Annotated in this window: 16 protein-coding genes; 11 read left to right on the top strand and 5 right to left on the bottom strand. The window is 72.0% G+C overall.

The genetic code is table 11. From position 1 onward, the window contains the following. Window positions 1-10: 10 nt before the first annotated feature. Window positions 11-976: a thiamine-phosphate kinase gene (locus ACZ4N4_RS35930; RefSeq protein ID WP_467596773.1), complete on the top strand. Its 966-nt coding sequence runs from the start codon at window positions 11-13 to the stop codon at window positions 974-976. Further along, window positions 973-1770 carry a bifunctional hydroxymethylpyrimidine kinase/phosphomethylpyrimidine kinase gene (gene thiD, locus ACZ4N4_RS35925; protein WP_453573501.1) on the top strand — a complete coding sequence of 266 codons (798 nt, stop codon included), beginning with the start codon at window positions 973-975 and terminating at the stop codon, window positions 1768-1770. The genes ACZ4N4_RS35930 and thiD overlap by 4 nt, the downstream gene beginning before the upstream one ends. Here thiD and ACZ4N4_RS35920 read toward each other — a convergent pair. Continuing rightward, complete coding sequence (locus ACZ4N4_RS35920) at window positions 1764-2036, bottom strand: hypothetical protein (protein WP_467596770.1); 273 nt, start codon at window positions 2034-2036, stop codon at window positions 1764-1766. The two genes, thiD and ACZ4N4_RS35920, sit on opposite strands and share 7 nt — an antisense overlap. Before the next feature lie 242 nt (window positions 2037-2278). Further along, window positions 2279-2464, bottom strand: coding sequence for a 50S ribosomal protein L28 (gene rpmB / locus ACZ4N4_RS35915; RefSeq protein WP_003993230.1), 186 nt, complete (start codon window positions 2462-2464; stop codon window positions 2279-2281). A 259-nt stretch (window positions 2465-2723) separates the two neighbouring features. Here rpmB and ACZ4N4_RS35910 point away from each other — a divergent pair, with 259 nt between their 5' ends. Further along, window positions 2724-4397, top strand: a complete 1674-nt coding sequence (locus tag ACZ4N4_RS35910) for a DAK2 domain-containing protein (RefSeq protein ID WP_467596767.1) — start codon at window positions 2724-2726, stop codon at window positions 4395-4397. A gap of 19 nt (window positions 4398-4416) precedes the next feature. Here ACZ4N4_RS35910 and ACZ4N4_RS35905 read toward each other — a convergent pair whose 3' ends face one another. Next, window positions 4417-7335, bottom strand: a complete 2919-nt coding sequence (locus tag ACZ4N4_RS35905) for a tetratricopeptide repeat protein (protein ID WP_467596765.1) — start codon at window positions 7333-7335, stop codon at window positions 4417-4419. Beyond that, window positions 7335-9161 (bottom strand): HSP90 family protein, encoded by a 1827-nt coding sequence (locus tag ACZ4N4_RS35900; protein ID WP_467596763.1) that lies wholly within the window; start codon window positions 9159-9161, stop codon window positions 7335-7337. Before ACZ4N4_RS35900 ends, ACZ4N4_RS35905 begins: the two co-directional genes overlap by 1 nt. Window positions 9162-9330: 169 nt before the next feature. Between ACZ4N4_RS35900 and recG the strand changes: the two genes are divergently transcribed. The 8 genes from recG to mutM all read left to right on the top strand — a co-directional run bounded on the left by recG (window position 9331) and on the right by mutM (window position 16720). Then, entirely contained in the window at window positions 9331-11535 is a 2205-nt protein-coding gene (gene recG, locus ACZ4N4_RS35895; RefSeq protein WP_467596760.1) for an ATP-dependent DNA helicase RecG, read from the top strand. Between the two features lie 164 nt (window positions 11536-11699). After that, on the top strand, window positions 11700-12287 hold the full coding sequence (rsmD, locus tag ACZ4N4_RS35890) for a 16S rRNA (guanine(966)-N(2))-methyltransferase RsmD (protein WP_467596757.1): 588 nt from the start codon (window positions 11700-11702) through the stop codon (window positions 12285-12287). A 26-nt stretch (window positions 12288-12313) separates the two neighbouring features. Further along, the gene (gene coaD, locus ACZ4N4_RS35885; protein ID WP_450766085.1) at window positions 12314-12793 is read left to right on the top strand and encodes a pantetheine-phosphate adenylyltransferase; all 480 of its coding nucleotides are present in this window, start codon (window positions 12314-12316) and stop codon (window positions 12791-12793) included. Between the two features lie 58 nt (window positions 12794-12851). Beyond that, window positions 12852-13940, top strand: coding sequence for an ATP synthase F0 subunit B (locus ACZ4N4_RS35880; protein ID WP_453573516.1), 1089 nt, complete (start codon window positions 12852-12854; stop codon window positions 13938-13940). Between the two features lie 144 nt (window positions 13941-14084). Then, a complete protein-coding gene (locus ACZ4N4_RS35875; protein WP_365804029.1) occupies window positions 14085-14735 on the top strand; it encodes a YceD family protein in 651 nt (216 codons plus the stop codon). A 2-nt stretch (window positions 14736-14737) separates the two neighbouring features. Next, window positions 14738-14911: a 50S ribosomal protein L32 gene (gene rpmF / locus ACZ4N4_RS35870; RefSeq protein WP_003951102.1), complete on the top strand. Its 174-nt coding sequence runs from the start codon at window positions 14738-14740 to the stop codon at window positions 14909-14911. Window positions 14912-14919: 8 nt separating this feature from the next. Then, a complete protein-coding gene (gene rnc, locus ACZ4N4_RS35865; RefSeq protein ID WP_453573518.1) occupies window positions 14920-15777 on the top strand; it encodes a ribonuclease III in 858 nt (285 codons plus the stop codon). An 82-nt stretch (window positions 15778-15859) separates the two neighbouring features. Further along, entirely contained in the window at window positions 15860-16720 is an 861-nt protein-coding gene (gene mutM / locus ACZ4N4_RS35860) for a bifunctional DNA-formamidopyrimidine glycosylase/DNA-(apurinic or apyrimidinic site) lyase (RefSeq protein WP_467596751.1), read from the top strand. Here the strand turns inward: mutM and ACZ4N4_RS35855 are convergent. Next, window positions 16693-17097 carry a winged helix-turn-helix transcriptional regulator gene (locus ACZ4N4_RS35855; RefSeq protein ID WP_467596748.1) on the bottom strand — a complete coding sequence of 135 codons (405 nt, stop codon included), beginning with the start codon at window positions 17095-17097 and terminating at the stop codon, window positions 16693-16695. The two genes, mutM and ACZ4N4_RS35855, sit on opposite strands and share 28 nt — an antisense overlap. Window positions 17098-17135 lie beyond the last annotated feature (38 nt).

Genomic DNA, 17135 nt, shown 5'->3' with positions numbered 1-17135 from the left:
CGTAAGGGCAATGAAGGGCACTGTTGGTGAGCTGGGGGAGTTCGGGCTCATCAGGGAGCTCACCTCCCGTCTCACCACCACTCCGGCGGTCCGGATCGGTCCCGGCGACGACGCCGCGGTGGTCGCCGCGCCCGACCGCAGGGTCGTGGCGAGCACCGACATCCTGCTGGAGGGCCGGCACTTCCGCCGCGACTGGTCCACGGCCTACGACGTGGGCCGCAAGGCGGCCGCGCAGAACCTCGCGGACATCGCCGCCATGGGCGCCGTGCCGACCGCGCTGCTGCTCGGCCTGGTCGTCCCCGCCGAACTCCCGGTGACCTGGCCCAGCGAGCTGATGGACGGCATCCGGGACGAGTGCCAGGTGGCCGGCGCCTCGGTGGTCGGCGGCGACGTGGTCCGCGGCGACACGATCATGGTCTCCATCACCGCGCTCGGCGATCTGCGCAACCAGGAGCCGGTCACCCGGGGCGGCGCCCAGCCCGGCGACCTGGTGGCCGTCACCGGCTGGCTGGGCTGGTCCGCGGCCGGCTACGCGGTGCTCTCCCGCGGCTTCCGCTCGCCGCGGGCCTTCGTGGAGGCGCACCGCCGCCCCGAGCCGCCGTACCACGCGGGCCCGGCCGCCGCGGGCCTCGGCGCCACCGCGATGTGCGACGTCAGCGACGGGCTGATCGCCGACCTCGGACACATCGCCGAGGCCAGCAAGGTGCGGATCGACATCCGCTCCGGCGCGATCGACGTCCCCTCCCAGATGAACGACATCGGACAGGCCGTCGGCGTCGACCCCATCCAGTGGGTGCTGACCGGCGGCGAGGACCACGCCATCGTGGCGACCTTCCCGCCGGACGTGAAGCTGCCCGCCCGCTGGAAGGTGATCGGCGAGGTCCTCAACCCGTCCGCGCTGCCCCAGGTGACCGTCGACGGGGCGCCCTGGACCAGCAAGGGCGGCTGGGACCACTTCGGGGACATCGAGTCATGAGCCTCCCGCGGGTGCTGACGGTCGCGGGCTCCGACTCCGGTGGCGGGGCAGGGATCCAGGCCGACCTGAAGACGATGCTGGCGCTGGGCGTGCACGGCATGAGCGTGATCACGGCGGTCACCGCGCAGAACTCCGTGGGCGTGCAGGGCGCTTGGGAGCTGCCGGTGGCGGCGGTGCGGGCCCAGTACCGCAGCGTGGTCGAGGACATCGGCGTGGACGCGGTGAAGACCGGGATGCTCGCCTCGGCCGAACTCGTCGAGACGGTCGCGGAGTTGATCGCCGGCACCGAGGCGCCCGTGGTCGTCGACCCGGTGGGCGTCTCCAAGCACGGCGACTCCCTGCTCGCCGCCTCCGCCCTGGACTCGGTCCGCACCAAGCTCCTCCCGCTGGCCACCGTCGCCACCCCCAACCTCGATGAAGTGGCCCAACTCACCGGCGTACAGGTCGGGTCGGAGACGGATCTGCGCCGGGCCGCGGCGGCCGTGCTGTCGTACGGGCCGAAGTGGGTGCTGATCAAGGGCGGGCATCTGCCGGGTGAGGCCGTGGACCTGCTCACGGACGGCACCGACGAGTTCCGGCTGCGCGCCCCCCGCCACGACAACCGGCACACGCACGGCACGGGCTGCACCCTCGCGTCCGCGATCGCGTCGCAGCTCGCGAAGGGGCAGTCCGTTCCGGAGGCGGTGGCGGCGGCCAAGGAGTACGTCACGGGGGCGATCGCGGCCGGGTTCGCGCTCGGCGCCGGGATCGGGCCGGTGGACCACGGCTGGGCCCTGGGCCGGGGCCCTCAGTAGGGGTACTCCCGGAGCTTGATGCCGGTGGCCGCCTTCTCCGTCATCTTCTTGAAGAAGCGGGCCAGCGGGCGGGAGCCGAGCACCCGGTACATGTGGTCCCGGCCGGTGCGGTCCAGGCCGAGGTGGTTGGGGATGTCGAAGCCGGCCACGTAGTGGTCGAAGAAGCGCAGGTAGCGGGACTCGTCGCCGAAGGCGTACTCGACGTCCGCGACGGTCTGGCGGCCCATGTGGGTCCGGCGGGCGTGGACCTCGTCCCAGATGCCCATGGAGGTCAGGTGCGCAGCCGGGTGAGCAGCGCGCGGGGGCGGGGGCCGCCGGGGTCGACGGGGGTGCCGTCGTCGGTGCGTATGTCCAGGGGGCCGAGGATGCCGAAACGCAGGCGCCCAGCTTGGCGGGGCCCGGTTTGCCGGGGTTGCGATTTTCGGGCACGGCAAAAAGCCGGTCCACCCTCGGGTGGACCGGCTCAGTGCGGCGAAACCGGTTGTGGCCGCGCGCTAGCAGCAGTGCGTCAGCGCGAGACCTTGCCGGCCTTGATGCACGAGGTGCAGGCGTTCACGCGCTTCGGCGTCCCGCCGACCACGGTACGCACACGCTGGATGTTCGGGTTCCAGCGACGGGACGTACGGCGGTGCGAGTGCGAGATGTTGTTGCCGAAGCCCGGCCCCTTGCCGCAGACGTCGCAGTTGGCAGCCACGGGTCACTCCAAAGACTTCAGATGCACTTACGGTTGGATCCCGGCGTGCCGGAATCGAGATTCAGGGATCTGAGATCTTGAGTGGCGTTGCCAGGGGTGATGGCCCGATCAGATCGGGCAACCGGAGCAGCATACAACGGCCGCGTCGGTTAGACGAAACTAGCATGGCAGCTCAGGGGTCGGCTCCCGGCCCTCTTCCGGTGGACAGCCTTCCGGGGTCTACGCTGCGACCACGTCGGGCCAGCTCAAGGAGGCGCAGGTGGCGCAGGTGCCGCAGACATTCTTCGATGCTCTCGCGGTACGCACCTGGTGCGGTCTCGCGCTCGGGGCGATCGGCCGGGCGCGCGAGGAGATCGACGCGATCAACGTCTACCCGGTGGCCGACGGTGACACGGGCACGAACCTCTATCTGACGGTGGAGTCGGCCGCCGGCGCCGTGGAGGCCGTCTTCGCCGGCTACGAGCTGGGCGAAGAGGTCCCCACCCTGGCCGACGCCGTCCGCGCGATGGCGCACGGCGCCCTGATAGGCGCGCGCGGCAACTCCGGCACGATCCTGGCGCAGCTGCTGCGCGGCATGGCCCATGTCGTCACCGAGGGTGAGACGACTCACATCGACGGGGAGAGGCTGCGGCTCGCCCTGCGGCACGCCGCCGACGCCGCCCGCGAGGCCGTGGCCCACCCCGTCGAGGGCACCGTGCTGTCGGTCGCGGCGGCAGCGGCCGACGCCGCCGACGTGGCCGAGGGTGACTGCGGGGTGATCGCCCGGGCCGCCTACGAGGGCGCGTGCAAGGCACTCGCGGAGACCCCGGGACAGCTGGCCGCGCTGGAGCGGGCCGGAGTCGTCGACGCCGGCGGACGGGGTCTGGTCGAGGTGCTCGGGGCGCTGGTGGAGGCGTTCACGGGGGAGACGCCGACGGCTTTCGACGTGCGGGCGTACGGAGCGCTCCCGGTCGTCCACGCGCGCGTGGACGCCGTTTCCGACGCCCGCGCCGAGGCGTGCGCCGAGTCGGCCGGGGGTCCCGCCTTCGAGGTCATCTATCTCCTGGAGGCCGAGAACGCCGCCGTGGACCGGCTGCGGGCGCGGCTCGACGTCCTCGGCGACTCCCTGGTGGTGGTCGGCGGCGACGGCCTGTGGAACGTCCATGTGCACGTCGACGACGCCGGCGCCGCCGTGGAGGCGGGCGTCGAGGCGGGGCGGCCGTACCGGATCCGGATCACGCACTTCGGCGCGGGGGACGTGCACACCGGCGCGGAGCCGCCGCGCGAGCGGGTGCAGCGGGCCGTGGTGGCCGTCGTGCCGGGGGAGGGGCTGGTCGGGCTGTACAGCGAGTCCGGCGCGACCACCGTGCTCGCCCGCCCCGGGGAGCCGCCCGCCAGCGGGGAGCTGGTGGACGCCGTACGCCGGGCCCACGCGCGCGAGGTGGTGCTGCTGCCCAACGACGCCGACCTGCGGCACACGGCGGCCGCGGCGGCCGAGCAGGTCCGCGCGGAGGGCATCCGGGTCGCCCTCATCCCGACCCGCTCGGCGGTCCAGGGCATCGCCGCGCTCGCGGTGCACCAGCCCGACCGCCGCTTCGACGAGGACGTCGTCCAGATGACCTCGGCGGCCGGCGCCACCCGCTACGCCGAGGTCGTGGTCGCGGAACGACAGTCCTGGACCATGGCCGGCATCTGCCAGGCCGGCGACGTGCTGGGCCTCATCGACGGTGACGTGGCGGTGATCGGCTCGGACGTGACGGCCACCGCCGAGACCGTCCTCGACCGCATGCTCCAGGCCGGCGGCGAGCTGGTCACCCTCGTCCTCGGCGACGAGGCGCCCGAGGGCGTCACCGAACGCCTGGAGGCACGGGTGCGCGAGGCGTACCTCGCCGTCGACACGGTGGTCTACAACGGCGGCCGGCAGGGGGCCCCGCTCCTCATCGGCGTCGAGTGAGCCCCCTGCGCACGCCCCTTCACGCCTCCGTGGGCTCCAGCAGCTGCCGTGCCTCCGCCCGCCGGGCCCGGACCGTCTCGTCGTCCGGGTCGGCGCCCTCGTAGGCGTCCAGCACGGCACGCGCGCGTGCCGCCGCGTCGGCCGGCCGGCTCAGGTCGGCCTCCAGCCAGCCCGCCGCGAGCTCGGCGCCGGTACGGCTGTGCAGCCCGTCCTCGCCCAGCTCGGCGAAGACGGCGATCGCGGCCGTCATCTCGGCCAGCGCCGCCTCGAACGCGTCCTGGATCGTCGCGTCCTCCGCGTCGTCGGGCACGGACCGGGCCAGCAGATCCCCGAACTGCCGGTGGGTGTGGCCGAGTTCGCCGGTGAGCCGCTCCCGGGCGGCCGGGTCGGCGGCCGTGGGGAGCCCGGCCAGCGCCGCCTCGCACTCCGCCACCGCGGCCGCCATCAGCCGCCGCGCGCCCGCCATCCCGGCCTCGGTACGCAGCGCCAGCCACGCGCGGGCCCGCAGCGAGCGGACCAGGAAGTGCACATTGCCCATCGCCCGCCACAACTCGCCCGCGCGCGTGTACGCCCGGTCCGCCTCGGCGGCCAGCCCCGCGTGGCCCAGCGACTCCGCGGCCAGGTGCGCGAGGGTGGCGTGGTCGTGCTGCTCGGGCCAGTGCCGGGCGATCTCGGCCGCCTGGAGCCGCCGTTCGGCCGCCGCGTGGTGCTCGCCGAGCTCGCTCAGACAGTCCCCGAGCCACCACTGGGTCTGGACGACCGCGCCGTCGCCGTGCGTCTCGGCGCTCAGGTCGGCCAGCGCCGACTCCAGCACCTCGGCGGCCTCCGCGAACCGCCCCTGCCGCAGCAGGAAGCCGCCCAGCTGGTGCCGCGCCCAGGCGCCCAGGGTGCCGCTCTCCCCGGCCTCGTCGGCCCAGTGCGCGGCCTCCAGGGCGTGCTCGGCGGCCTCCTCGGCCGCGCCCCGGCCGCCGAGCACCTCGGCCAGCTGGAGATGCAGCTGGGCCCGCCCGACCGGCTCCACATACGGCCCGCCGTGCTCCAGGGCCGCCCGCAGCGCCCGCTCCGCCTCGGCCAGGTCGCCCTGCTCATGGGCGAGCGCGGCCACCCGCACCTCGTACTCCACCGCGAACCACGGCAGCTCCGCGCCGACGAACTGCGCCGACGCCTGCCGGAACAGCTCGCCCGCCCGCTTCTCGTCGCCGGCGTGCTCGGCCAGTTCGGCGAGCATCGCCCGCCCCTCGGCCGCCCGGGACACCAGCCGCACGTCGGACCCACCGCGCCCGCCGACGAGCGCCAGCAGCTCCCGTACGGCCTGCTCGGCGTCGGCGGCGCCCTCCGACCGCTCGTGCACCCACCGCATCAGGATCCGCGCCCGGCTCATCAGCACGGACGCCGTCTGCCGTACGCCGGTGGCGTCGTCGGCGTACAGCGCGAGGATCCGGTCGTACGGCTCGCCGATCGCCGCCGTCGCCTCGTCCAGTTCCCCGGACAGCGCGCGGACGTAGGCCGCACGCGCGCGTGCCGCGATCGCCTCGCCCTCGTCGCCGGCCTCCGCGTACAGCTCGGCCGCCCGCTCGAACAGCTCGACGCCCTCCGGGCCGCGGCCCATCGCCGTGTGGTCGGCGATCTCCGCGCGGACGTAGGTGTCCACCTCGGTGCTCTCGGCGGCCTCCGCGACCGCCGCCCAGGCCTCCAGGGCGTGCGGCTGGAGCGCGTCCGACAGCCGGCGCGCCTCGGCGAGCAGCGCGGGCAGCGACGGCCGCTCCGGCGCGGGCGCCCGCACAACCGGCGCGACCGGCCCGGCGGGCGCCGTCCGCACCGCCCGCACGCCCAGCGGCAGCCGGTCCACCAGCGGCCGCTGGGCCATGCGCTCGCGCAACTGGTCGCCGACATAGGAGGTGCCGTTGCGCGCGTCGAACCGCGCGGCCAGCTCCAGGGCCTCCGCGCGCGCGTGCCCGGCGAGTTCCCCGGCGCTCCACGGCCGCCCGGCGGGGCCCGGCACCCGCTGCTCACCGAGGCCCAGCTCGGTCAGCCGCTCCATCAGCAGCGTCACCACCGACAGGAAGTCCATCCGGCTGCGCGGCTGCCCGCTGTCCGTGAAGTAGGCGGGACGTTCCGCCAGCAGTTCGAGACCGCGCGCCTCGTTCCCGGTCAGCGCGCAGAACTCCACATGGTCCGCGTACGCGCCGCGCATGCTCTCCATGGGGCGGACCAGCCGGAAGCCGCGCAGATGGTGGGCGCGGGCCTCGTCGACCCGGCCGAGCCGCAGCAGCGGGGTCAGGGAGGAGGCGAGGACCGTGTGCGGCTCGTGGGCGCAGCTGTACTCGCCCTCCAGGACCGGCCGCCACAGCTCCAGGGCCTCGGCGTCCCGGCCGTTGCGCAGCTGCCAGGCGCCCTGCCCGTGCAGCTCGCACGCGTGGCAGTCGGCCATCCGGTCCCGGTCCGCCGCCAGCCACGCCGAGTACGCCCGCTCCGCGCGCGTGAAGTCACCGATGTGCCCGGCGACACTGAACTCGGCGCTGCGCACCGCCCGCTCGGAGTGCCCGGCGAGCCGGTAGCGGTGCTCCATCTCGCCCAGCCACTTCTCGATCGAGGCGAGCGGGACGTGCGGCTGGTCGAGCATGCCGGCCGACATCCACTTGAAGACCCAGTGCAGGGAATGCGTCTCGTACTCGTCGAAGTCCCCGGGCCGCTCGTCCCACAGGCGCAGCAGCCGCGCGAAGGGGACGAACATCTTGTCCTTCTCGGAGCTGTAGTTGTAGACCTTCAGCTGGTGCCCGAGCGCCTCGATCACGGCGAGCGGGATGTTCAGCTTCTCGGCCTCAGCCAGCAGCTGCTCCGCGCGCGCGTTGCGGGCGGGACCCTCCGGCTCCTCGGAGTTCTCGGCCATCGCGCGGCGCAGCGAGTCGAAGTCCGCGATCCCGCCGGTTTCGGCCATCAGCGGTCACCCTCCCCATGAGTGGCCCACTCCAGGAGGCCGATGAACGAGCGGTTGATCAGCGCCGAGTCGGCGGGCCGCAGCGGGCGCTGGGCCATCAGCAGCGCCTGCCCGTAGAGCGATTCGCTCGCGGTGCCGATCAGCTCCGGGTCCGTCAGGGAACTGATCCGCCGGATCAGCGGGTTGAGATGGTTGAGCACCAGACGCGCCCGGGGTGCGCTGCCGCGCAGCGAGCCCAGGATGCCCGCCCACAGGTCGTCGGCCTGTTCCTCGGCCTGAGCGCGGGCCTGCTCGTGCCGCGCGGCCCGGTCGTCCAGGTGCAGCGCGGGCACGGAGAGCGGGTGGAAGGCGCGCAGGACGACATCACAGCCCAGCGGGTCCAGCTTCGCCCGCGCGGCCGCGAGGAAGCCCGCCAGCGCCAGCTCCTCCGCCGGATCCACCGCGTCCAGGTGCGCGGTCACGGTGTCCGCGTCCAGCTCCGCGACCACCGTCCCGGGCCGCACCGACGGCAGCGCCTCGACCAGCTCGCTGTCGTACGTGTAACCGCCGTTGATCACCCCGATGCCCTGGGCGGAGGCGATCGGCGCGACCTGCCGGTACTCCTCGACCGTCCGCGTGAAGTGCACCACCGGGTGGCGCTGCGCGAACTCCTCCAGGGACAGCTGCCCGTCGGTGGTCTCGAAGGGGAGCCACGGCAGCATCGTGCGCAGCATCTCCCGGTCGTGCCGGGCCAGCGACTTCACACCCAGGTGGTGCACGGACAGGAACGCCGAAAGCCGTTCCGGATCACCGGCGGCCAGCCCGGTCAGCCAGGACCGAATCCTTTCGCCGAGCGCCTCCCGTACGGCGGCCAGCGTCTCGTCCTCGTACAGCGACTCGCGCGAGGCGGTCGGCCGCAGACTGTCCGTGTCCAGGACACAGCGCACGAAGAACGCCCAGTCCGGCAGCAGCTGTTCGGCCCGCTCGGTGAGCAGCATGCCCTTGAGGTGCACGCGATGGGTCGCCCGCTGGGCGGGACTCACCGCCGACGGCAGCACGTACGCCACCCCCCGGATCCCGGCCACCGGCACGTCGAGGGCGATCGAGTCCAGCGGCGCGAACCCGAACAGCTCCTGACAGTGCCGGGCCAGCGCCACCCGGCGGGTGCCGGGGGAGGGGTACGGCCGGTCCCAGGGCGCGGGCAGGTCGGTGACCGCCTCGTCGCCCACCCGGACGTCGTAGGGCAGCAGCGAACCGAAGTCCCGCGCCAGCGCGAGCACCCGCCGCTCGTCCAGCCACTCCGCCGCCCCCGCCCGCGCCACCAGATGCACGGTGGTGCCGGGTTCGGGCCGCTCCTCGGGCGCCAACGTCCGCACGGTGTACGACCCGTCGTCGCGGGCCGTCCACTCCACGGGCGGCGCGTCCGGCGTGCGGGCACTGCGGCTGACCACCCGGATCCGCTCGGCGACCACGAAGCAGGCCAGCAGTCCGATGCCGAACTGGCCCAGGAAGTCCGAGCGGGCCTCCTGCAGCCCGTCCGCCCGCTTGGAGCTGCGCCCGATGGTCGCGAGCAGGCTGTGCACGTCCGACTCGGTGAGCCCGACGCCGCTGTCCTCCACCCGGAGGGCACTGCCGTCGGCGTACAGCCGCACCCGCGCCGGGGCGTCGGGCTGCTCGGCCCGTCTGGCGGTGATGGCGTCCACCGCGTTCTGCAACAGCTCGCGCAGGTAGACCTTGGGGCTGGAGTAGAGGTGATGGGAGAGCAGGTCCACCAGACCACGCAGGTCGACCTGGAACGTATGTGGTGACTGTGATGCCTGGGATGACTGTGAGGTCTGGGAGTCCATCGTCGCTACGCCGGAGGGGGGAAGACGAGGTCGGCGCGGGGTCGGGCGGTCCCTGGTGGGGTGGTGACCGCGGAAGGATGGCCGGAGCGCGCCATCCTATGACTCAAAACGGCCGTCTGACCAGGGGTTTCCCGAGACATATACGGCATTGTCAGTGGCGTGGTGTGCAATGGATCTCGTGCCCGCACTGGAAGAACCACTGAAGAAGGTGCTCGGCCCAGCCACCGCGAAGGTGATGGCCGAGCATCTCGGCCTGCACACGGTCGGCGATCTCCTGCACCACTACCCCCGCAGATACGAGGAGCGCGGCCAGCTCACCCACCTCGCCGACCTGCCCATGGACGAACACGTGACCGTGGTCGCCATGGTGGCCGACGCCCGCCTGCACACGTTCGCATCCTCCAAGGCACCGCGCGGCAAGGGGCAGCGGCTGGAGGTCACGATCACCGACGGCAGCGGCCGGCTCCAACTGGTCTTCTTCGGCAACGGTGTGCACAAGCCCCACAAGGAACTCCTGCCGGGCACGCGCGCGATGTTCGCCGGCAAGGCCTCGGTCTTCAACCGCCGCCTCCAACTGGCCCACCCGGCCTACGAACTGCTCCGCGGCGACGACCCGGCCGAATCGGTGGAGACCTGGGCCGGAGCCCTGATCCCGCTCTATCCGGCCACCGCCAAGCTGGAGTCCTGGAAGATCGGCAAGGCGATCCAGACGGTGCTGCCGAGCGTCCAGGAGGCCCTGGACCCCCTTCCGCCGGCCCTCCGCGAGGGCCGCGGTCTGGTCTCCCTCCCCGAGGCCCTGCTCAAGATCCACCGCCCGCACACCAAGGCGGACATCGCGCAGGCCCGCGACCGCCTCAAGTGGGACGAGGCCTTCGTCCTCCAGGTCGCCCTGGCCCGTCGCCGCCACACCGACGCCCAACTCCCGGCGGTGGCCCGCAGACCCAGCCCCGACGGCCTCCTCACGGCCTTCGACGACCGTCTCCCGTTCACCCTCACGGACGGCCAGCAGAAGGTCTCGAAGGAGATCTTCGACGACCTGGCCACCGAACACCCGATGCACCGCCTCCTGCAGGGCGAGGTCGGCAGCGGCAAGACACTGGTGGCGCTGCGTGCCATGCTCGCGGTGGTCGACGCGGGCGGCCAGGCGGCCATGCTCGCTCCCACCGAGGTGCTGGCCCAGCAGCACCACCGCTCGATCACCGAGATGATGGGGGAGCTGGCGGAAGGCGGCATGCTGGGCGGCGCCGAGCACGCCACCAAGGTCGTCCTGCTCACCGGCTCGATGGGCACGGCCGCCCGCCGCCAGGCCATGCTCGACCTCGTCACCGGGGACGCCGGTCTGGTGATCGGCACCCATGCGCTGATCGAGGACAAGGTCCAGTTCCACGACCTGGGCCTGGTGGTGGTCGACGAACAGCACCGCTTCGGCGTGGAACAGCGCGACGCCCTGCGCGGCAAGGGCACCCAACCCCCGCACCTCCTGGTCATGACGGCGACCCCCATCCCGCGCACGGTCGCCATGACGGTCTTCGGCGACCTGGAGACCTCGGTCCTGGACCAGCTGCCGGCCGGCCGCTCCCCGATCGCCACGCATGTCGTCCCCGCCGCCGACAAGCCCCACTTCCTGGCCCGCGCCTGGGAACGGGTCCGCGAGGAAGTCGGCAACGGCCACCAGGCGTACGTCGTCTGCCCCCGCATCGGAGACGAGGAGGAGGACCCCAAGAAGGCGAGGAGGACGGCCGAGGACGAAGCCGAGAAGCGCCCTCCGCTGGCCGTCCTGGACGTCGCCGACCACCTCGCCAAGGGCCCGCTCAGCGGCCTGCGGGTGGAGGTCCTGCACGGCAGGATGCACCCGGACGACAAGGACGCGGTGATGCGCCGCTTCGCGGCCGGCGACACGGACGTCCTGGTCGCCACGACGGTCATCGAGGTCGGCGTGAACGTCCCCAACGCCACCGCCATGGTGATCATGGACGCCGACCGTTTCGGCGTCTCCCAGCTGCACCAGCTGCGCGGCCGGGTCGGGCGCGGCTCCGCCGCCGGCCTCTGCCTCCTGGTCACGGAGATGCCCGAGGCGAGCCCGGCCCGCCAGCGGCTGACGGCCGTCGCCTCGACCCTGGACGGCTTCGAGCTCTCCCGCATCGACCTCGAACAGCGCAGAGAGGGCGATGTGCTGGGCCAGGCCCAGTCCGGAGTCCGCTCCAGCCTGAGGGTCCTGGCGGTGATCGAGGACGAGGAGATCATCGCGGAGGCGAGAGAGGAGGCCACGGCCTTGGTGGCGAAGGACCCCGAGCTGACCGGTCTCGCGGGGTTGCGGACGGCTCTGGACGCCCTGTTGGACGAGGAGAGAGAGCAGTTCCTGGAAAAGGGCTAGGAGGCGGCCACCTCAGGGACTCGGGACTGTGGTCGACATGCGGCCCCGCCGCGGGGCGCGACGAGCCACCGTGGACCCGTAGCCGCCGTCGCAGACCAGGCACACACCCCCGTGGGCCTGCCAAACTGAATCCGTAAAGCCGCCCTCGAAGAAGGACCCCCCCCATGACCCGCGTGATCGCCGGCCAGGCAGGCGGACGGCGCCTCTCCGTGCCGCCCGGCACAGGAACCCGGCCCACTTCGGATCGCGCACGCGAAGGCCTCTTCTCCACCTGGCAGTCCCTCCTCGGCGGCCCCCTGGACGGCGAACGCGTCCTGGACCTGTACGCCGGTTCGGGAGCCGTAGGCCTGGAGGCCCTCTCCCGGGGCGCCGGCCACACCCTCCTCGTGGAGGCCGACCCCAGGGCCGCCCGCGTCGTCCGGGAGAACGTGAAGAATTTGGGCCTGCCCGGCGCCGAGGTGCGGGCGGCCAAAGCGGAACAGATCGTCCAGTCACCGGCGCCCGGGCAGCCGTACGACCTCGTCTTCCTGGACCCCCCGTACGCCGTCTCGGACGACGATCTTCGGGAGATTCTCCTCACACTCCACTCGGGGGGCTGGCTAGCGCCGGAGGCGCTCGTCACCGTGGAGCGCAGCACCAGAGGCGGCGACTTCCATTGGCCGACCGGCTTCGAGGCCCTCCGGTCCCGTCGCTACGGCGAGGGAACGTTTTGGTACGGTCGCGCCGCCTCTACGTGCGAAGACGCACGATGACCGGACCGGAGAGCGAGGGATCACAAGTGCGCCGCGCCGTCTGTCCCGGGTCATTCGACCCGATCACCAACGGACACCTCGACATCATTGCCCGTGCGTCCCGTCTCTACGACGAGGTCTACGTCGCAGTGATGATCAACAAGTCCAAGAAGGGCCTGTTCGAGATCGACGAGCGGATCGACCTGATCCGCCAGGTCACCGCCGACTACGGGAACGTCCGCGTCGAGGCGTTCCACGGCCTCCTCGTCGACTTCTGCAAGCAGCGCGAGATCCCCGCCATCGTCAAGGGCCTGCGAGCCGTCAGCGACTTCGACTACGAGCTGCAGATGGCCCAGATGAACATCGGTCTCTCGGGCGTGGAGACGCTCTTCGTGCCGACCAACCCGACCTACAGCTTCCTCTCGTCCTCCCTGGTCAAGGAGGTGGCCCAATGGGGCGGGGACGTGTCGCACCTGGTTCCGGCGGCCGTTATCGAGGCCCTCAACAAGCGTATTCACCGGGACTGATGGGGCTACAGTCGTCCCGTCCGTCTCCAACACGGCTGTAGAGAGTGGCGAGCGCAGGGTGGACGTACAGAACAAGCTCGATGAGATCGTGGCCACGGTCTCCGGCGCCCGGGCCATGCCCATGTCGGCATCGTGCGTGGTCAACCGGGCCGACCTGCTCGCGATGCTCGAGGAGCTGCGCCAGGCGCTGCCCGGCTCCCTCGCCCAGGCCCAGGAGCTGATCGGCGACCGTGAACAGATGGTCGAGCAGGCGCGCATGGAGGCCGAGCGGATCATCGAGACCGCGCACGCCGAGCGTGGCTCGCTGATCTCCGACACCGAGGTGGCCCGCCGCTCCCAGGCGGAGGCCGACCGTATCCTCGGCGAGGCCCGCCGGGAGGCGGAGGAGATCCGCGCCGACGCCGACGACTACGTCGACTCCAAGCTCGCCAACTTCGAGGTCGTCCTCACCAAGACCCTCGGCTCGGTCGGCCGTGGCCGCGAGAAGCTCCTCGGCACCGGACCCGGCCTGGACGAGCAGGGCTACGAGGACGAGGACGCCCCCGAGCGCAGCCACGACCCCGAGACCCTGCGCCGGGACGCGGACGCCTACGTCGACGTCAAGCTCGGCGCCTTCGAGGCGGTCCTCGCCAAGACCCTGGAGGCCGTCGGCAAGGGCCGCGCCAAGCTGCACGGCCGGATCGCCTCCGACGCCCTCGGTGCCCTGGCCGACGACAACACGACCTTCCAGCACTCCAGCGACGCCGACTACCTCGCCGACCTCGCGGCCCTCGCCGACCAGGACGCCCAGGCCGCGCAGGCGGCACAGGCCGAGCAGCCCGCCGCCGCCCAGCAGCAGCCGCAGTACGACCAGCAGCCGGTGCAGCAGCCCGTGGCGCAGGATCCGTACGGCTACCCGCAGCAGCAGGACCCCTACGGCGGCTACCCCCAGCAGCAGCCCGCCTACGCCCAGCAGGACCCCTACGGCTACCAGCAGGCCGACCCCTACGCCTACCAGGGCTACGACACCGGTCAGCAGCCCGTCTACGACCCCCAGCAGCAGCCGGTCCAGCACCAGTCGTACGCTCTGGACGAGACCAGCCTCTTCGACACCGGCATGATCACGCCGGAGCAGCTGAGGGCGTACGAGCAGGGCCGGGGACTGTAGCCAACGGGCCGAAGGCCAGCGGATTGGGCCGACAGCGAAAGGTCCAGTATCCTGGCTCTTCGGTCGCGTCTACGTTCGCGATCACCGCTGCCCGGAGCAGTCTTCCGGACGGCGTTCCTCTGAACTCGAAGATCGAAAGCAGGAATGGCTCCTCACGCACGCCTCGACCACCGCAACCCGTTCGTGTTCGACACACACGAGCTGGGGCGGCGTCCTGGCGCGCTGCAGCGCCTGACCCGCACGATCGACGCCCCCGAGGACTTCGGTATCAAGGGGGTCATCGGAGTGCCGGAAGGCGCCCCGGTGGAGCTCGACCTCCGGCTCGAGTCGGTCATGGAAGGTGTGCTCGTCACAGGCACCGCCCGTGCACAGGCCGAGGGGGAGTGCGTAAGGTGTCTGGAGCCGGTCGAGCAGGAGCTCGAAGCGGACTTCCAGGAACTGTTCTCGTACCCTGACGCCGACGACCGGGGCCGCGTGATCGCGGAACCGGGCGACGACGCCGAGGACGACGAGGACAGGTACTTCATCGAGGACGGCTTGTTCGACCTCGAACCCGTGCTGCGTGATGCGGTGGTGCTCGCACTGCCGATGCAGCCGGTGTGCCAGGACGACTGCGCAGGGCTGTGCTCCGAGTGCGGAGCCCGCCTCGCGGACGACCCGGACCACCACCACGACGCCGTCGACATCCGTTGGGCGGCTTTGCAGGGACTCGCCGGTTCCACGAAGGACGGCGAGAAGGACGAGATGAGCGGCGCTGACGCGGAAGCGGGCGTCGACGAGAAGCAGGAGAAGTAGCCGTGGCTGTTCCGAAGCGGAAGATGTCGCGCAGCAACACGCGCCACCGCCGGTCGCAGTGGAAGGCTGCGGTCCCCACCCTGGTTGCGTGCGAGCGCTGCCACGAGCCCAAGCAGCAGCACATCGCGTGCCCGTCTTGCGGCACCTACAACAAGCGCCAGGTCCTCGAAGTCTGAGCGGCCAGGTGAGAGGCACTGTGTCCAGTCCCAAGAAGGCGGAAGACGCCAAGGCGGACCCAACCGCCAAGAAGAAAACGGACAACACGGCCTCGTCCCACACGCTTCTGGAAGGGCGGCTCGGCTACAAGCTCGAGTCCGCCCTTCTGGTGCGTGCGCTGACCCACCGTTCCTACGCGTACGAGAACGGCGGCCTGCCGACGAACGAGCGGCTGGAGTTCCTCGGTGACTCCGTCCTCGGTCTCGTCGTCACGGACACGCTGTACAAGACCCACCCGGACCTGCCCGAGGGCCAGCTGGCCAAGCTCCGGGCAGCGGTGGTGAACTCGCGTGCGCTCGCGGAAGTGGGTCGCGGTCTCGACCTGGGTTCCTTCATCCGGCTCGGCCGCGGTGAAGAGGGCACGGGCGGCCGGGACAAGGCGTCCATCCTCGCCGACACCCTGGAAGCGGTGATCGGCGCGGTCTATCTCGACCAGGGCCTCGACTCGGCGTCCGAGCTGGTGCACCGGCTCTTCGACCCGCTGATCGACAGGTCCTCGAACCTCGGAGCCGGCCTGGACTGGAAGACCAGTCTCCAGGAGCTCACCGCGACGGAGGGCCTCGGCGTGCCCGAGTACCTGGTCACGGAGACCGGCCCCGATCACGAGAAGACCTTCACTGCTGCCGCCCGCGTCGGAGGCGTCTCGTACGGCACCGGCACCGGCCGCAGCAAGAAGGAGGCGGAACAGCAGGCCGCCGAGTCCGCCTGGCGCGCCATCCGCGCCGCCGCGGACGAGCGGGCCAAGGCAGCCAAGGCGGCAGCGGCCGCCGAGCAGGCCGCCCTGGCCGAGGAGGACGACGACTCGTCGTCCGCCGCCTCCGCCTGAAGAACAGCGCGACGATCCGAGCGCCCGGTCCCTTCCCAGGGCCGGGCGCTCGCATCGTCCAGGGTCCTGCACGGGAGACGCGATGCCCGAATTGCCCGAGGTCGAGGTCGTACGGCGTGGCCTGGAGCGATGGGTCGCCCATCGTGTCGTGGCCGAGACCGAAGTGCTGCATCCGCGTGCCGTACGACGGCACCTGGCCGGCGCCGACGACTTCACGCACCGGCTCAAGGGCCACCGCGTCGGCACCCCCAGCCGGCGGGGCAAGTACCTGTGGCTGCCGCTGGAGGACACCAACCAGTCGATCCTCGCCCACCTCGGCATGAGCGGTCAGTTGCTGGTGCAGCCGCACGAGACCCCGGACGAGAAGCACCTCAGGATCCGCGTGAGGTTCGCCGACGGCCTTGGCACCGAACTCCGGTTCGTCGACCAACGCACCTTCGGTGGCCTGTCGTTGCACGAAAACACCCTCGACGGGCTGCCGGACGTCATCGCGCACATCGCCCGCGACCCCCTCGACCCGCTGTTCGACGACGAAGCCTTCCACCAGGCGCTGCGCCGGAAGCGATCCACCATCAAGAGGGCGCTGCTCGACCAGTCGTTGATCAGCGGGGTCGGCAACATCTACGCGGACGAGGCCCTTTGGCGGGCCCGTCTCCACTACGAGCGCCCCACCGCCGGTTTCACCCGCCCGCGCACCGCCGAACTCCTCGGCCATGTACGGGATGTGATGAACGCGGCCCTGGCCGTCGGCGGCACCAGCTTCGACAGCCTCTATGTCAACGTCAACGGCGAGTCGGGTTACTTCGACCGCTCACTGGACGCGTACGGCAGGGAGGGGCTGCCCTGCCGGCGGTGCGGCACGCCGATGCGCAGGCGCCCCTGGATGAACCGGTCCAGCTACTTCTGCCCGAAGTGTCAGCGGGTGCCGCGCGTCGCGTCGTAGCGTTCGCGGGCGGCCAGCACCTCGTCCATCCGGCTCTCCACGAAGTGGACGACGGACAGCAGGCGCTCGGCGACCTCGCGGCCGAGCGGGGTGAGTTCGTAGTCGACCCGCGGCGGGTTGGTCGGCTGGGCCTCGCGGTGCACCAGGCCGTCGCGCTCCAGCGCCTGGAGGGTCTGGGAGAGCATCTTCTCGCTGACGCCGTCCACGCGCCGGCGCAGCTCGTTGAACCGGAACGACCCCTCGTGCAGCGCGCTCAGCGTCAGCCCGCCCCAGCGGCCCATGACGTGTTCGAGCGTGGTGCGCGAGGGACAGGCCCGGGCGAAGGCGTCGTACGGAGGCCGCGTCTCCCCGGGACGGTCCTGGGTGCTGATGGTCATGCGTCAAGCGTAAGCGAGCACAGCGCTAACCAACAGGG

This window comes from Streptomyces sp. NPDC026538, from assembly GCF_055567535.1.
The sequence above is the reverse complement of the archived record's forward strand: the minus strand, read 5'-3'. Positions and strand labels throughout refer to the sequence as shown.

Excerpts from the sequence above, each read along its gene's own strand:
- ACZ4N4_RS35930 (WP_467596773.1), top strand. The coding sequence starts at position 11 with ATGAAGGGCACTGTTGGTGAGCTGGGGGAGTTCGGGCTCATCAGGGAG.
- ACZ4N4_RS35920 (WP_467596770.1), bottom strand. The coding sequence starts at position 2,036 with ATGGGCATCTGGGACGAGGTCCACGCCCGCCGGACCCACATGGGCCGC.
- thiD (WP_453573501.1), top strand. The coding sequence starts at position 973 with ATGAGCCTCCCGCGGGTGCTGACGGTCGCGGGCTCCGACTCCGGTGGC.
- ACZ4N4_RS35855 (WP_467596748.1), bottom strand. The coding sequence starts at position 17,097 with ATGACCATCAGCACCCAGGACCGTCCCGGGGAGACGCGGCCTCCGTAC.
- ACZ4N4_RS35900 (WP_467596763.1), bottom strand. The coding sequence starts at position 9,161 with ATGGACTCCCAGACCTCACAGTCATCCCAGGCATCACAGTCACCACAT.
- ACZ4N4_RS35905 (WP_467596765.1), bottom strand. The coding sequence starts at position 7,335 with ATGGCCGAAACCGGCGGGATCGCGGACTTCGACTCGCTGCGCCGCGCG.
- rsmD (WP_467596757.1), top strand. The coding sequence starts at position 11,700 with ATGACCCGCGTGATCGCCGGCCAGGCAGGCGGACGGCGCCTCTCCGTG.
- recG (WP_467596760.1), top strand. The coding sequence starts at position 9,331 with ATGGATCTCGTGCCCGCACTGGAAGAACCACTGAAGAAGGTGCTCGGC.
- ACZ4N4_RS35875 (WP_365804029.1), top strand. The coding sequence starts at position 14,085 with ATGGCTCCTCACGCACGCCTCGACCACCGCAACCCGTTCGTGTTCGAC.
- mutM (WP_467596751.1), top strand. The coding sequence starts at position 15,860 with ATGCCCGAATTGCCCGAGGTCGAGGTCGTACGGCGTGGCCTGGAGCGA.